The organism is Rhizobium sp. WYJ-E13 (assembly GCF_018987265.1).
Classification (GTDB): domain Bacteria; phylum Pseudomonadota; class Alphaproteobacteria; order Rhizobiales; family Rhizobiaceae; genus Rhizobium.
In genome coordinates this window covers 1,979,604-1,994,730 of record NZ_CP076854.1, presented here as the reverse complement: position 1 = coordinate 1,994,730, position 15,127 = coordinate 1,979,604, and the positions used below count along the sequence as shown (strand labels likewise).

At 63.1% G+C, this 15,127-nt stretch carries 14 protein-coding genes; all 14 read left to right on the top strand.

Annotated elements, in window-relative coordinates:
- Positions 1–6 precede the first annotated feature (6 nt).
- Positions 7–1,500, top strand: a complete 1,494-nt coding sequence (locus KQ933_RS30640; protein ID WP_216759769.1) for a carboxylesterase/lipase family protein — start codon at positions 7–9, stop codon at positions 1,498–1,500.
- Positions 1,501–1,685: 185 nt separating this feature from the next.
- Entirely contained in the window at positions 1,686–2,570 is an 885-nt protein-coding gene (locus KQ933_RS30635) for a LysR family transcriptional regulator (RefSeq protein ID WP_253958444.1), read from the top strand.
- 222 nt (positions 2,571–2,792) lie between these two features.
- The gene (locus KQ933_RS30630; protein ID WP_253958373.1) at positions 2,793–3,794 is read left to right on the top strand and encodes a LysR family transcriptional regulator; all 1,002 of its coding nucleotides are present in this window, start codon (positions 2,793–2,795) and stop codon (positions 3,792–3,794) included.
- 2 nt (positions 3,795–3,796) lie between these two features.
- Positions 3,797–5,281 carry an NAD(P)/FAD-dependent oxidoreductase gene (locus KQ933_RS30625; protein ID WP_253958372.1) on the top strand — a complete coding sequence of 495 codons (1,485 nt, stop codon included), beginning with the start codon at positions 3,797–3,799 and terminating at the stop codon, positions 5,279–5,281.
- 34 nt (positions 5,282–5,315) lie between these two features.
- Positions 5,316–6,233 carry an ABC transporter permease gene (locus KQ933_RS30620; RefSeq protein ID WP_216759766.1) on the top strand — a complete coding sequence of 306 codons (918 nt, stop codon included), beginning with the start codon at positions 5,316–5,318 and terminating at the stop codon, positions 6,231–6,233.
- An 11-nt stretch (positions 6,234–6,244) separates the two neighbouring features.
- Positions 6,245–7,102, top strand: coding sequence for an ABC transporter permease (locus KQ933_RS30615; RefSeq protein WP_216759764.1), 858 nt, complete (start codon positions 6,245–6,247; stop codon positions 7,100–7,102).
- Entirely contained in the window at positions 7,099–8,289 is a 1,191-nt protein-coding gene (locus tag KQ933_RS30610) for a Xaa-Pro peptidase family protein (protein WP_216759762.1), read from the top strand. The genes KQ933_RS30615 and KQ933_RS30610 overlap by 4 nt, the downstream gene beginning before the upstream one ends.
- Before the next feature lie 7 nt (positions 8,290–8,296).
- Complete coding sequence (locus tag KQ933_RS30605; RefSeq protein ID WP_216759760.1) at positions 8,297–9,307, top strand: ABC transporter ATP-binding protein; 1,011 nt, start codon at positions 8,297–8,299, stop codon at positions 9,305–9,307.
- The gene (locus KQ933_RS30600; protein ID WP_216759758.1) at positions 9,304–10,221 is read left to right on the top strand and encodes an ABC transporter ATP-binding protein; all 918 of its coding nucleotides are present in this window, start codon (positions 9,304–9,306) and stop codon (positions 10,219–10,221) included. The genes KQ933_RS30605 and KQ933_RS30600 overlap by 4 nt, the downstream gene beginning before the upstream one ends.
- A 5-nt stretch (positions 10,222–10,226) precedes the next feature.
- Positions 10,227–12,497: a molybdopterin-dependent oxidoreductase gene (locus tag KQ933_RS30595; protein WP_216759757.1), complete on the top strand. Its 2,271-nt coding sequence runs from the start codon at positions 10,227–10,229 to the stop codon at positions 12,495–12,497.
- Positions 12,498–12,501: 4 nt separating this feature from the next.
- A complete protein-coding gene (locus tag KQ933_RS30590) occupies positions 12,502–12,993 on the top strand; it encodes a CMD domain-containing protein (RefSeq protein ID WP_216759755.1) in 492 nt (163 codons plus the stop codon).
- A complete protein-coding gene (locus tag KQ933_RS30585) occupies positions 12,990–13,568 on the top strand; it encodes a peroxidase-related enzyme (protein WP_216759754.1) in 579 nt (192 codons plus the stop codon). The genes KQ933_RS30590 and KQ933_RS30585 overlap by 4 nt, the downstream gene beginning before the upstream one ends.
- Before the next feature lie 19 nt (positions 13,569–13,587).
- Positions 13,588–13,974 (top strand): Rid family detoxifying hydrolase, encoded by a 387-nt coding sequence (locus tag KQ933_RS30580; RefSeq protein ID WP_216759752.1) that lies wholly within the window; start codon positions 13,588–13,590, stop codon positions 13,972–13,974.
- A 3-nt stretch (positions 13,975–13,977) separates the two neighbouring features.
- Positions 13,978–15,111: a PLP-dependent cysteine synthase family protein gene (locus KQ933_RS30575; RefSeq protein WP_216759750.1), complete on the top strand. Its 1,134-nt coding sequence runs from the start codon at positions 13,978–13,980 to the stop codon at positions 15,109–15,111.
- The last annotated feature ends 16 nt before the right edge of the window (positions 15,112–15,127 follow it).

Here is a 15,127-nt window from a genome sequence, read left to right as displayed (position 1 = left end):
GTCGCCGTGACAATTGTCGAAACAACGGGCGGTCCCGTCGAAGGGTTTCGGGAAAACGGATATCACGTCTTTCTCGGGATACCCTATGCCGCGCCGATCACGCCGGAGCGGCGCTTTGCAGCGCCGCAGCCGGTGCCCCGGTGGTCCGGCATCCGCTCGGCCAGGACACTCAGCGCAGTCTGTCCGCAGATCCCGACCTACGGTCCCGTGGGCAAGGCGGCCGCATCGAGACTGGAATTCGGCACGGACTTCCTGACGGTCAATATCCGGACGCCGTCGATAACCGGTTCCGCTCCTGTCCTCGTCTGGATCCATGGCGGCGGCTATGCCGTCGGTTCGGCGAACGAGGCCGTTCTGCAAAGCGGCGCCTTTGCGGCCAGTGACATCGTCGAGGTCACCGTCAACTACCGCCTCGGTGCACTCGGCTTCCTGCATCTGAACGACGGTTCGCCGGACAATCGCGGCCTGCTCGACCAGATCGCCGCACTTCAATGGGTGCGCGATAATATCGAAGCCTTCGGCGGCGACCCGAGGCGTGTCACCTTCGCGGGCCGTTCTGCCGGTGGCTTTGCGATTGCCGCGGTCATGGCCATGCCGGCGGCGCATGGTCTCTTCGCCAGGGCGATGCCGCAAAGCGGAGCGAGCACCGGCATTTCCACGATGGAGGATGCACAGAAGCTCAATCGTCGCATGCTCGACTCTTTGCAGGTGACCGAGGCGGAGCTTCACGAGCTCTCCTTCGAGGCCTTGCTGGCTGCGCAGTGCGATCTCTGCAACGAATCCTATGAGCGACACGATTTCGATCGCGATGGTTCCGCGTCGATGCTGGGCGTACCCTTCGTCCCGGTCATCGACGGCGTCTCGCTTCCTCGGCATCCGGAGGCAGCAGCGGTGGGCGGCGAAACGGTCGCCGTGCCGATGATGATCGGCTGCACGACCGGCGAGTACGTGACCCATGCGACGGCGCAGCCAGACATGGATTTCGAGATCGCCGCAGGCCTGCTGCACGAACGCGTGCGGCCGATGGGGCTGACCGGCACCGAAATCGTCGAGCGCTACCGTCAGGCGCTTCCGGATCATTCTCCACGCGGCATCCGGCGCGCCATCGGAGGCGATCTTGTCTTCCAGAACCCGGCGACGCGCTTCGCACGGCTGCACGCGATCCGCCAGCCTGTTTACAAATACCTCTACGGGCCGATCGAGCTGGACGAACTCGGGGCGCCGCACGGCGCCGAAGTCGGCGAGGTCTGGTACCGGCGCGGCATGGACGTCAGTCATCTGCCGATGCGGCAGGCCGTCACCCAACCGGATGTCGCGACGGCTGTTCACGATGTCTGGGTTTCCTTCATTCGCGACGAGCTGCCGCAGTCGCCGACCGGTGACTGGCCTTGCTATTCCGCCTTGCAGCCAGAGGTGCTCCATATGGATAGCGGGGATTTTCGTGTCGTCGCCGACCCCTTCGATGGGCGTATCGCGCTTTGGAGCAAGGCGAGCGCGTGAAAAGGATCGCACGACCGCTCAAACCGAGAAGCGCCCGTTCTCAACCGGACTGGTCTGCCAGGGATAAGATGGCTATACCAACCACGTTGACGAATGCTGGAATGTCACTCGTAAGAGCGAAGACGGGAAACCCTATGCCTCCGGAATATCTTGATACGCGGCAATTGGAGGCTTTCGTGGCCGTGATGTCCATCGGCAGTATGACGGGTGCCGCCAAGGCGCTTGGAAAATCCCAGCCGGTGGTGACGAGGCTCATCCAGGAACTGGAGCAGGAACTGGGTTTTCCGGTCCTGCATCGCAACGGGCCGCGGATCGCACCGACAGAACAGGGGGTCGCCTTCTTCTCGCAGGCAGAGCTGTTCCTCAGCGGGCTGCGCACCATCAGCGAAAGGGCCAGGCAAATCGAGACGGCTCAGGCGAAGGCGGTGGAACTTGCATCGATCCCGGCGATCGCGGCGAGCGTGATCCCGCTTGCGTTGCAGGAGTTGCCAGCGGAACTCTTTCCCGAACATGTGCATGTGCAGAGCATCGCTTCGGAGAATGTCGTCCAGGCGGTTTTGGCGCGGACGGCCGATGTGGGCGTCGCCAGCCTGCCGCTCGACAATCCGGGGATCGACGTCCACTGGATAGGGGAGGTGCCATGCGTGGCCATCGTGGCCGCTGGCGACGAACTGGCGGGGAAGGAGATGCTGCAACCGGCCGACCTGCACGGCCGCCGCTTGATCGCCTCGGCAAATCCGTACCGGCTGCGGATGCGTATCGACCGCGCATTTGCCGAGAATGGCATCGAGCCCGGCGGCGTCATCGACAGCAACGCTACCTATGTCTCGCTTTCGCTGGCGCGCGCGGGGCTTGGAGTGGCAATCGTCGAGTCGGTCACTCTGAGCGGCTTGCCGATCAAGGACGTCTCCGTCATTCCCCTGAGCTTCCATGTCCCGTTCCATTGGGGCGTGATCACGGCGACGGGACTTCCTCTGTCGGCGACCGTCCGGCGATTGATCGATGCGATCGAGCATCAGGCGTCGAAGCTGACCAGCTTTCGCAAGCACGACAGCCTGCCGAGCCTATAGGCGTGACGATGGTTGCCGCCAGACGGTGACACCTGACCTTTAATCGAATGCAAGATGCTTGCTCGCAATCCGTGTGGTTACACCCGGCAGTTCTCGTGTAACGCGTCCAGCTATTTCGGAAGACCCTTCCAAGACCTGACATCCCTTCCAAAGCCTATTTTTTAGGCGGGATTTTCTATTGCCTCAAACCTCATTATGCATTAAACGAATTGATATAGATTGATGCTGCAATTTGCGCATTATTGGTTGGCGATGGAAATCAAGCAGCTCGAAGTCTTTCTTGCGGTCATGTCGGCGGGCAGTATCACTGCCGCGGCACGCCTCTTGGACCGTTCGCAATCCCAGGTGACACGGCTTGTCCAGGAACTGGAGGCTTCCGTCGGATTTCCGCTCTTCGAACGGAACGGCCCGCGCATAACGCCGACGTCCAAGGCGATTGCCTTCCATGCCGATGCTGAACGTTTTCTGACCGGGATCGGCCAGTTGCAGGAGCGGGCGAAGACGATTGCGTCCGCGGAACTGGGTCCTATCGAGATTGCCGCGATCCCGGCTTTCGCGAGCGGTCTTCTTCCCCTGGCGCTGGCCGAGATGCCGGAAAGCCTGCTTCCCCGGAACATCCATCTGCGCAGCATTTCCGCCGAGGCCGCGGTCCAGTCCGTACTTGCCCGGACGGCTGATCTCTGTGTTGCATCGCTGCCGGTCGAGCATCCTGGTCTTGAAATTCATGGCCTCTTCCAGTCGCCGTGCGTGGCGGCGGTCGCGGTGGATGATCCTCTGGCCGCCAAGCCGACGATTTCCATGGATGATTTCGCCGATCGTTGCCTGATCACCATGGCAAACCCCTTCCGCCTGCGCCGCCGCGTCAACCAGGCTCTTGAGGTTGCCGGTGTCCGGCCGTCGCGCATCGTGGACACCAACGCGGCGCTCAATGCGTTGCAACTCGCGGCGACCGGCTTCGGCATCGCGATCGTCGAGCCCGCTACCGCCTATGGCGTCGAGTTGAAGAATGTCGAAATCCGCCCTCTGGACATGAACGTCCCGTTTCTCTGGGGAATTTTCTCGGCGGCTTCCAGGCCGCTTCCGGATGGCGTCCTTGAGCTCATCCAGTTGATCATCAGGATTTCAGCCGCCCGCATGCCCGGTTTCATCGCCCATGATCCGGGTCATATCGAACGCGTTGCCGATGCCACGTTCGGCGCCGGCCAACAGGCACAGGAGCATTGATCTTGAACATCCAAGCCAAGCAGCTGGCGACGGGTCTGGCAGGTCTCGAAAGCAGATTGGCCGACGACCTTTCGCTCCTCGAGCTTCCTCCCAAGGAGTGGGTGCCGGCGACCGAATACGATGGCAAGCGTGTCTATGACGCCGTCGTCATCGGCGCCGGCATGTGCGGGCTTGTGGCGGCCGCATCGCTGAAGATGCTTGGTATCCACAAAATCGTCTGCCTGGACAGGGCTCCACAGGGGCTCGAAGGGCCATGGGTCACGTTCGCCCGCATGGAGACGCTCCGCTCGCCCAAGCAACTGACAGGCCCGGCCCTCGGCCTGCCATCGTTGACCTTCCGCGCCTGGTATGTGGCGCAGTTTGGCGCGGAGGCCTGGGAAGCGCTTGGCAAGATCCCCAAAGAACAATGGATGGACTACCTGGTCTGGTATCGCAAGGTGCTTGACCTGCCGGTTCGAAACCGCGTCGCCGTCACCGCCATGGCGCCGGCCAATGACGACCTGATCGCGCTTGATGCGACCGATTTGGCAAGTGGAAGGGAGGAACGGCTTTACGCAAGGCATGTTGTGCTTGCGACCGGCCGCGACGGCCTCGGCGGCGGCTACGTTCCTGACTTCGTGCGCCACGTGGACCGCAGGTTCTGGGCGCACTCGGCCGATGACATCGACTTTGCGGCCCTGAAGGGCAAGCGCGTCGCCGTCATTGGTGCCGGGGCCTCGGCCATGGACAATGCTGCAACCGCCCTCGAAGCGGGGGCGGCCGCTGTCGACATGGTCATTCGCCGCAAGGAGATGCCGCGCATCAACAAGTTCACCGGCATTTCCAGCCAGGGCGTCGTTCACGGCTTTGCGGGCCTGAGCGACGACTGGAAGTGGAAGTTCATGGACTATGTGCTGGGCGCCCAGACGCCGCCGCCGCGGGACTCCACGCTGCGGGTCTCCCGTCATCCCAACGGCCGCTTCTTTCTGGCGACGGGGGTGCGCGGCCTGCGTGAGAAGGGCGGTCGGGTGATTGTCGAGACCAGCCGCGGCGACCTGGAGTACGACTTCGTCGTCTTCGCGACAGGCTTCCGGGTGGATCTCGATGAGCGGCCGGAACTTCACCACTTCGCGCCGTTCATCCGGTTCTGGCAGGACACCTACGCGCCCGCCGAGGGCATGGAGAACGGTGAACTCGCGACTTCGCCCTATCTCGGTCCCGACTTCGAATTCCTCGAAAAGATGCCGGGAAGCTGCCCGTCGCTGCGCCTTGTCCATTGTTTCAACTATCCGGCGTCGCTCAGCCACGGAAAGCTGTCGGGCGACATCCCGGCCGTCAGTGATGGCGGGCGCCGGCTGGCGCGAGGCATCGCCCGCAGCCTCTTCGTCGCTGATCGCGAAACCCATTTCGCCAACCTCCTGGCGTACGAGACGCCGGAATTGCTTGGCGACGAGTGGACCGATTCCGCCGCGCTGCTCGACGATCTCGAAAAGGGTGCAGCGGAATGAGAGACACGGTTCTTGCCGCTGCGAGGCCTTGCCCATGAAGCGCTACCTGGCAGTCAAGCTCTCAGAAGCGCTGCTCGCCATCTGGGGTGTGGTGACCATCGTGTTCTTCGTCAGCCGCGTGCTGGGCGATCCTGCGGTGCTGCTGCTTCCGGTCGGAGCCGACCAGCAGGAGATCGACGCGCTGCGGATCACCCTTGGTCTCGATCGGCCGATCCTCGAACAATATGCCCTTTCCATGTTCGCGATGCTGCGCGGAGATTTCGGCATCTCGTTTCAGCATACACGCCCGGCGATGGATGTCGTTCTCGAACGCATGCCGGCGACCGTCGAGCTTGCCGGGACCGCATTGCTCTTCGGCACGCTGATCGGCGGCGCCGCCGGCGCGGTTGCCGCCTTGAAGCGCGGCACCATCTCTGAATTCATCGTCATGATCGCGGCCCTGCTGGGGCAGGCGACACCCGTCTTCTGGCTCGGCATCATGCTGATCCTCGTCTTTTCGGTCGATCTCGGCTGGCTACCGACCGGTGGCTCGGGCACGATCGCTCATCTGGTCCTGCCGGGACTGACGCTTGCGGTCTTCGTCTCCGCCTCCATTGCCCGGCTTCTGCGATCGTCGCTGCTCGATATCATGCGCGAGGACTACGTCCGCACCGCCCGCGCCAAGGGCCTCATGCCGCGCACGGTATTTTTCTGGCATATCGCCCGCAACGCGCTGATCCCGGTCGTCACGATGATCGGCATCATCGCCGGTGAATTGCTCGGCGGTTCGGTGGTCATCGAGACGGTGTTTGCCTGGCCGGGCGTCGGACGCATCATCATGCAGGCGATCCAGGCCCAGGATTTCCCGGTCATTCAGGCGGGTGTCGCTCTCGTCGCGGCTATCTTCATCCTCATCAATCTGCTGGTCGACCTGCTCTATGGCGTGCTCGATCCGCGCATCAGCCGGCAATAAGGGGGCGGCTCATGAAGTCCTTCTTCCTCGCCCTCCTGAAAAGCCGCGCCGGACTATTCGGCTACGTGCTCGTCGTGGTCTTCGTTCTGGCCGCGCTGCTTGCACCCTATCTAGGCCTGCAGGTCCCGACGCGCTCGAACCTCGTCGCCCGCATGGCGCCGCCAACCTGGACAGGGCTTTTTTCGCCGGGCGCCCATCCGCTCGGCACCGACGAACTCGGCCGCGACATCCTCTCGCGTATTGTCTACGGGAGCCGGGTGACGCTGACAATCGCCACGGCCGCCGTCGTTCTCGGCGGCATCGTCGGCACGCTTCTCGGCATCGTCGCCGGCTATTATCGCGGCACGGTCGATCGGGTGCTGATGCGCGTCGTCGACATCCAGCTCGCCCTGCCTCTGATGCTGCTCGCACTTCTGGTGATCGCGGCGCTGGGGCCGTCCACCACCAACCTCGTCGTCGTGCTCGCGCTGACGAGCTGGTTGCGCTACGCGCGCATCATCCGCGGCCAGGTTCTGGCGCTGCGGGAGAGGGAATTCGTGCTCTCCGCCCATGCGATCGGGGCAGGGACCTGGCGCATCATGATCAAGCATCTCCTGCCGAACGTCCTGACGCCGGCGCTTGTGGTCGCGACCCTGGAGCTCGCCCGCATCATCATCATGGATGCGGCGCTGTCCTTCCTCGGCCTCGGCGTGCAACCGCCGAACCCAAGCTGGGGCCGCATGCTGGCCGATGGCCGCGTCTACATCTCGACGGCCTGGTGGATCGTCACCTTTCCGGGCGTCGCGATCCTTTTGACCGTGCTGAGTGTCAACCTCCTGGGAGATTGGCTGCGCGACTATTTCGATCCGAAATTGAGGACCATGCGATGAACAAGATATTCCCATCCAGCCTGCCGCCTCGCGTCGGACGCCTCAAGGCGGGCATGGCGAAACAGGACGTCGATGTCATCATTTCCTTCAAGCCGGAAAACAGCTTCTATTTCACCGGCTTCAACCCGATCATCTATTCGCATCCGGTGATCGCGATCCTCACGCGCGACCACGACCCGATCATGCTCGTGCATGCGTTGCGCGACGACCATGGCCGGGCGAGCGCCTGGGTACCGGATATTCGCCTCTATGGCGCATGGTCCACCAAGGTGACGATGGGACCCAATTGGCAGGATGCGCTCGCCTCCATCCTCGGCGATCTCGGCGTTGCCGCAAAGACGGTTGGGATCGAGGAGGAGTTCATTTCGATCCAGCGGCTCGGTCAGCTTCGCAAGGCTTTGCCGGACGCGACATTCACCGATGTCAGCCATCTCATCGATCATTGCCGGCTGATCAAGGATCCCGACGAGATCGCCCAGGCGCGCATTGCCGCGAAGATCGCCGACCTTGGCATGGATACCGCGGTCGAAACGCTGGCGGCAGGCGGAACGGAGCGGGACGTCGCGGTCGCCTCGATGCACGCGATGAACAGGCTCTGGGCGGAAAACTATCCCAATGTGGAAGTCTGTGATTTCGGCTCCCTGGAGGGCGGCGTTCAGAACGGCCTCTGGACCTGGGTGCTCTCCGGCCCGCGCATGTTCTTCAACTGCGACAACCCCACCCAGCGCAAGCCGCAGCGCGGCGAGGCGGCTTCGGTCCTCATCTGGACCATCGCCAACGGTATCCATGCGGAAAACGAGAGGACGGTTGCCATCGGTCCGTTGCCGGAGGCCAACAAGCGGGCGATCGACACCATTCTCGAAATCCGCGAGGAGGTTGATGCGATCATCAGGCCTGGGACACCCTACAGGGAACTCTTTGAGAAGACCCGCGAAGGCCTGAAGAAGCGCGGCTATGGCGCCAATATCCCGGGCCGCATCGGTCACGGGATCGGGCTCGGCGCCCACGAGCATTCCTCGCTCGATGCCAATTCTCCGCTGGTGCTGGAGCCGGGCATGATCTTCACCTTCGAGCCCAATATCCGCGTGCCAGCTGTCTGCGCCACGCAGATCTCCGACACGATCCTCATCACCGAAGCAGGCCGCGAATACTTGACCCGCTCGGCCGGCGGTTACCTGGAGGTCTGAGCGTCCGATGGCTCCGCTGCTCGAGGTCCGTAATCTTACCGTCGCGTTCGACACGCCGTCCGGCACGGTGCATGCCGTCAACGACGTGTCCTATATCCTTGAGGAGGGCGAGACCCTCGGCATCGTCGGCGAATCCGGTTCGGGCAAGAGCGTGCATGCGCTTTCGATGGTCGGGCTGATCGCCACGCCGCCGGGCCGCATCGTCAGCGGCGAGGTAATCTTCAACGGCCGCGACCTGCTGAGACTCTCGCAACGTGAGCTTTTCGAGGTGCGCGGCAAGGAGATCGGCTTCGTCTTCCAGGACCCGATGACCTCGCTCAACCCGGTGCTGACGATCGAGCGGCAGATCGCCGAGCCGCTGCGCCGGCACTTCGGCATGTCGAAGAGCCAGGCACGGGCGCGGGTGATCGAACTTCTTGAACTGGTCGGCATTCCCGATGCCGCCCGCCGCGCCCGGCAATATCCGCATGAATTTTCCGGCGGCATGCGTCAGCGGGTGATGATCGCCATCGGCATTTCCTGCAATCCGAAGCTTCTGATCGCCGACGAGGCGACAACGGCGCTCGACGTCACGGTCCAGGCGCAGATCCTCGATCTCGTTCGGGACCTGAAACGCAAGATCGGCACGACCGTCATCTGGATCACCCACGACATGGGCGTCGTTGCCGGGCTCGCGGACACGGTTCAGGTCATGTATGGCGGCCGCATCATGGAGCGTGGCCCGGTTCGCTCCGTTTTCCACGATCCGCGCAGCGCCTACACCTGGGGCCTCCTGAAATCGCTTCCACATGGCGGCCGGCGCGGTGTCAACCGGCTCTATCAGATTCCCGGCAATCCACCTGATCTGACGAAGGAACCGGTCGGCGATCCTTTCGCGCCGCGCAATCCCTTCGCCACGGAGCGGTGCAGGTTGGAAACGCCGCCGCTTGTCGATGCTGCCGACAGCACTCCCGGCCACCGGGTGGCGGCCTGGTACGACCTGCGTGCCGAGCTTGCGCGCATGGAGGCACAGACATGACCGAGCTTCGCGCCACCCCTCTCGTTTCCGTCAACCAGCTCTGCAAGGCCTATGGTGGCAGAGGGGGGATGTTTGGGTCTTCGACAGTTGCGTTCAAGGCGGTCAACAATGTCAGCTTCGACATTGCGGCCGGCGAAACGCTCGGCCTCGTCGGCGAATCCGGCTCGGGCAAGAGCACGACCGGACGCGTGCTGCTTCAGCTCGAGGCACCGACAAGCGGTGACATTCTCTTCAGGAACAAGAACATCACCGGTCTTTCCAAGGCGATGCTCAAGCCCTACCGGCGCGACATGCAGATCATCTTCCAGGATCCCTATGCTTCGCTTAATCCGCGCATGACGGTCGGCGAATTCGTTGCCGAACCGCTCGACGTGCACGGGTTTGCCGGGGCGCGGTCGGAGCGGCAAGACAGGGTCGCCTCGCTCTTCAAGAAGGTCGGCCTCGACCCCTCGTTCATGAAGCGTTATCCGCACGAGTTTTCCGGCGGACAGAGGCAACGCGTCAACATCGCTCGGGGGATTGCGCTCAATCCGGCCTTCATCGTTGCGGACGAGCCGATCACCGCGCTCGACGTGTCGATCCAGGCGCAGATCGTCAACCTGTTCCAGGACCTGCAGGACGAGCTGGGGCTGACCTATCTCTTCATCGCCCATGACCTGTCAATGATCCGCTACCTGTGCCACCGGGTGGCGGTGATGCTGCGCGGCCGTATCGTCGAGATCGGACCCTGTGAGGCGATCTTCGAGAACCCGCAGCATCCCTATACGAAGGCGCTCCTTTCGGCGATCCCGGTTCCCGACCCGGATATCGAGCGCAACCGCCGACCCATCGCTTTCGACGTCAATGCCAACCTGCCGCCTGAGGATGCCTTGCTACAGGCGGTCGGGAATAGGCACTTCGTTTTGAGAGGCTAGGCGCAATGCACCTGTTCGCGACCCATTTCGGAACCTATGAGGTCGGCTTTGGCACGAACGGGAAACCGCTGCTCACGCCTTTCCGGCATGATCCCGATCCTTCGGAAATGGGGCTCGGTTATCTGGATCTTGCCGATCATCCCGAGCGTATTCGTGCGCCTATGGTCCGGCGTTCCTGGCTGGAAAATGGTCCGCTTGCCGGAACGGGCTTTGGTCGGGGCAGGGAGGAATTCGTCGCGGTGGGCTGGGACGCAGTCGCCGGCCTGATCGCCGATGAATTGCGGCGTGTTCGCTCCACCCACGGAAACCAGGCGATCTTCGGAGGCTCCTACGGCTGGGCGAGCGCCGGCCGTTTCCATCATGCGCAAAGCCAGCTCAAGCGGCTTCTCAATCTCGCCGGCGGCTTCACGTCTTCGGTCAACACCTATTCCTACGGTGCGGCCGGCGTGCTGCTGCCGCATATCCTGGGGAGCGACTACAAGGACGCCTGCGATACATCGCCCTCCTGGAGCGACATTGCGGAGAATTGTGAATTGCTCGTCGGTTTCGGCGGCTTCCGGCTGACCAATGCGCAGGTCGAGGCAGGGGGCACCGGCAGCCATCGCGCGGGCGAGTGGCTGAGGCGCTGCCAGGAAAGGGGCGTTCGGATCGTCGTGTTCAGCCCGGCGGCGAGTGATGCGCCGCCAGGGCAGAATGTTCGCCACGTCCCGGTCCGTCCGAACACGGATGTGGCGGTCATGCTCGGCATGTGCCACAGGCTGTTGGCCGAGGGATTGTTCGATTGTGAGTTCCTGAAGCGCTGCACCACGGGCTTCGGAGAGTTCGAAAGCTATCTGATCGGAGAGAAGGACGGCATTGCCAAGGACGCGGCCTGGGCGTCGGCAATCTCCGGTGTGCCGGCCGATACGATCATCGAAATCGCCGAAGACCTGCACGACTATCCCAGCCTGATCAACGTTGCCTGGTCGCTGCAGCGCGCCCGTTTCGGTGAACAGCCGTTTTGGGGAGCGATCACGCTTGCTTCCATGGCCGGTCATGTGGGCAGGAGGGGGGGCGGTTTCGCCTTCGGCCTGACCGCTGTCAATGCGGTGGGCCAGCCGGTGCGCCGGTTGAGAGGTCCGGCATTCGATCAGGGAATGAATCCCGTTCGCAATTTCATTCCGGTGGCGCGCATCACGGAGCTCCTTGAAAATCCGGGCGGCCGGATCGACTACGACGGGCGGGTCCTCGAACTGCCCGATATCCGGCTCCTCTGGTGGGCGGGCGGCAATCCGTTCCATCATCACCAGGACCTCAATCGCCTTGCGGAAGCATTCCGGCGTCCGGAGACGGTGATCGTCACGGAGAATATGTGGACCGCGACCGCGAAGATGGCTGATATCGTGCTTCCATCGGCCTTTCCCTTCGAGCGGGACGACGTCGTGGCCTCCTCACGCGACAACTGGCTGGTCTACAGCCGGCGCGTCATGGAACCGCCGGAAGGGGTGGTTGCCGATCACGAGGCATATCGCCTGATTGCCGACAAGCTCGGCTGCCGCGAGGCCTTCGATGAAAACCGCTGCATCGACGACTGGCTGGTACATATCTATGAAGGTTACCGCGAGCGATACCCCGAACTGCCCGATTTCCCGTCCTTCCGCTCGCGGGGCTTTGCGGTCCTGGACGAAGGGGAGGAAGCGCCGGCGCCCGCCGATCACTTCCAAAGCTTTCGGAACGACCCCGAAGGCGTGCCACTGAAGACGCCGAGCGGCCGCATCGAGATTGCCTCCGGCACGATCGGCAGCTTCGGTTATCCCGATATCGGCCCGCATCCCGCCTGGATGGAGCCGGAGGAGTGGCTCGGCGCGCCGCTTGCGTCGCAACACCGGTTCCATCTTCTTTCGCCACAGCCTGCGCACCGTCTGCATGGACAGCTTGAATACGGTCCCGCAAGCCAAGGCGCCAAGCTGAAGGGCTGCGAACGGGTGACGCTGAGCGCCTTGGATGCACAGGAACTCGCCGCCGAGGATGGCGATCTTTGCGAACTCTACAACGACCGGGGCCGCGTGATCGCAGCCGTGACGATCGACGAGGGCGTGATGCCAAGTGTGGCCGTCCTGCCGACCGGCGGCTGGTTCCGCCCGGATGGCGACGGCGTCGATCACGGCGGCAATCCCAATACGTTGACGCCGATCACGGCCGCTTCCCGCCTGTCTCAGGCGACCGCACCGAATTCTTGCTTGGTTTCGATCCGCGCATGGCGCGGACCGGAGCCGGAACAACAGCACGAGGACTGAATATATGGATCAAATTGATATCCTGTCAGGGATAAAGCCGGGTTCCGAACTGTACCGGATCCGCCGTGAGCGGCCGGACTATGTGGAAGGGACGGAACTGTGCCGTCAGACGGTGCTGGCGCCCAGCCATGGATTCGACATCGGCCCGGCCATGCGCGCAGCACTCGCCGCCCGCATGGCGCGGCTGATCGGCCGGAATGATCTGGCGCGGACCTATGGCCTGATGCTGGAGGAAACAGGCAGCGACGAGACGCTGGCGGCGATCGCTTCCGCTGCCGAATTTCCGGCGAATGCCGGTATCTTCACACAGGCGCTCGTCCGCCATGCCGACCTTGTTACCAAGACGCCGCGTAACAACACCAAAGCCGATATCGAGCATCTCGAAGCCGCCGGACTGTCGAACCCGCAGATCATCGCGCTCTCCGAGCTGATCGCCTTCGTCAATTTCGAGGCACGGGTGATCATCGGCCTGGAAGCGTTGGAGCTGGTGGCATGAGTGCGTCGCGTTTCAAGGTTAAGGCACTCGCCTGGGCGCCCTATATCGAGCCGGTTGACGTGGCGACCGCCACGGAGGAGCAGCTTGCGGCTATGCAGGTGACGCCTTCCAACACCAAGGTGTCGCCCTACGTGCGCACGCTCGCGCACGACCCGGAATCCTATGTGGCCCGGACTAAACTCTTCAATGCCATCATGTATGCAAAGGGAGGACTCGACCGGGCCGAGCGGGAACTCGGCGCACTGGTCGCTTCCGCCGTCAACCGCTGCGTCTATTGTGCCTCCGTCCACGCGCGCCGCTACGCGGAGCTTTCCGACCGCTCTGACGTGGTCGAGGAGATCTACACGCGCGGTCTCGACGGTCCATTCGATCCGAAGATCCAGGCGATCGTCGATTTTTGCAGGACGCTGTCGCAGACGCCCGCGCAGGTCGGCAGGGATCAGGTGCAGGCGCTTCGAGACCACGGGCTTTCGAAAGCCGAGATCGTCGACCTCATCCACTCCGCCGCGATCTTCGGCTGGGCCAACCGCCTGATGCATACACTTGGTCATTCGACACCGGTCGAGGGCCGATAACACGAACGAGGAGAACACCATGAACGCCATATCGACCGCAAACGCTCCAGCCGCGATCGGGCCCTATTCGCAGGCTGTCCAGCATGGAGATCTGCTGTTCGTTTCCGGGCAGCTTCCGATCGATCCGTCGACCGGCAATTTCAATTCCGACGATGCCGTCGAGCAGATGAAGCAGTGCCTGAAGAACATCGCCGCGATTGCCGAAGCGGCCGGCACCGACCTGTCGAAGACCATCAAGACCACGATCCTGCTGACCGACCTTTCCGGTTTTTCGGCAATCAACGAGGCCTATGGCGCTGCTTTTTCCGCGCCCTATCCGGCGCGCGCCACTTTCGAGGTCTCCGCTCTGCCGAGGGGCGCCAAGGTCGAGGTCGAGGCCGTCATCGCCATTCCCGCAAAGGCCTGACCCATGTCTGAGACGCAATCCTGCCCGCCGGTGATGCGGCTGCCCGAAAGCGAGGATCGGGACTGGGCGCGGCACGCGATCGGCATCCTGCAGGGTGACGGCCGCCGCTCGGCCGACACCCATCTGGTCAACCCGGTCTTCAAGGGGCTGAAGGGCATCTCGATCTACCTGAAGGACGAGTCGACCCATCCGACCGGCAGCCTGAAGCACCGGCTCGCCCGTTCGCTCTTCCTCTACGGCATCTGCAACGGCCGAATCCGGAAGGAGACAACGCTGGTGGAAGCCTCGTCCGGCTCCACCGCGGTCAGCGAGGCCTATTTTGCCCATCTTCTGGAACTGCCGTTCATCGCGGTGATGCCGCGCTCGACCAGCCGCCAGAAGATCGAGGCGATCGAGCGCTTCGGCGGTCGCTGCCATTTCGTCGAAAGCCCCGGCGAGGTCTATCATGTCGCCCAGCGCCTGGCCGAGGAGGCTGGAGGCTATTATCTCGACCAGTTCACCTATGCGGAGCGGGCGACCGACTGGCGCGGCAACAACAACATCGCCGAGAGTATCTTCGAGCAGATGCAGGCGGAGCGCCATCCGCATCCGGCCTGGGTGGTGATGAGTGCCGGCACCGGCGGCACCTCGGCGACGATCGGACGCTATATCCGCTACCGGAATTTCCCGACAAGGCTCTGCGTCGTGGATGTCGAACACTCCGCTTTCTACGATGCGTATTGTGCCGGTGACGTGAACGTTACCTGCGAGAGGCCCTCGCGAATCGAGGGGGTCGGACGGCCGCGGGTCGAACCGTCCTTCATTCCGGGCGTCATCGACCACATGATTAAGATCCCGGATGCGGCGTCGGTTGCAGCCATGCACGTCCTGTCGGAGCGGCTGTTCCGGCGGGTCGGCGGTTCGACGGGCACCAACTTCTTCGGCCTGTGCTGGGTCGCCGGCTGCATGATGGCGGCAGGCGAGGAAGGCTCACTGGTCTCGCTCATCTGCGACAGCGGCGACCGCTATACCTCCACCTATTACAACCCCGATTGGCTGAAGGAGAACGGCATCGACATCGAACCCCATAGGCAGATGATCGAGACCTTCCTCGATACCGGAAAGTTCGATCCCATTATTCTCAAGGATACGCGATAGGGGAAAGTCCGTTCCT

Coding starts and splice junctions, on each gene's coding strand:
- KQ933_RS30635 (WP_253958444.1), top strand. CDS start 1,686: ATGTCCATCGGCAGTATGACGGGTGCCGCCAAGGCGCTTGGAAAATCC.
- KQ933_RS30630 (WP_253958373.1), top strand. CDS start 2,793: ATGCTGCAATTTGCGCATTATTGGTTGGCGATGGAAATCAAGCAGCTC.
- KQ933_RS30620 (WP_216759766.1), top strand. CDS start 5,316: ATGAAGCGCTACCTGGCAGTCAAGCTCTCAGAAGCGCTGCTCGCCATC.
- KQ933_RS30615 (WP_216759764.1), top strand. CDS start 6,245: ATGAAGTCCTTCTTCCTCGCCCTCCTGAAAAGCCGCGCCGGACTATTC.
- KQ933_RS30610 (WP_216759762.1), top strand. CDS start 7,099: ATGAACAAGATATTCCCATCCAGCCTGCCGCCTCGCGTCGGACGCCTC.
- KQ933_RS30605 (WP_216759760.1), top strand. CDS start 8,297: ATGGCTCCGCTGCTCGAGGTCCGTAATCTTACCGTCGCGTTCGACACG.
- KQ933_RS30600 (WP_216759758.1), top strand. CDS start 9,304: ATGACCGAGCTTCGCGCCACCCCTCTCGTTTCCGTCAACCAGCTCTGC.
- KQ933_RS30595 (WP_216759757.1), top strand. CDS start 10,227: ATGCACCTGTTCGCGACCCATTTCGGAACCTATGAGGTCGGCTTTGGC.
- KQ933_RS30590 (WP_216759755.1), top strand. CDS start 12,502: ATGGATCAAATTGATATCCTGTCAGGGATAAAGCCGGGTTCCGAACTG.
- KQ933_RS30585 (WP_216759754.1), top strand. CDS start 12,990: ATGAGTGCGTCGCGTTTCAAGGTTAAGGCACTCGCCTGGGCGCCCTAT.
- KQ933_RS30580 (WP_216759752.1), top strand. CDS start 13,588: ATGAACGCCATATCGACCGCAAACGCTCCAGCCGCGATCGGGCCCTAT.
- KQ933_RS30575 (WP_216759750.1), top strand. CDS start 13,978: ATGTCTGAGACGCAATCCTGCCCGCCGGTGATGCGGCTGCCCGAAAGC.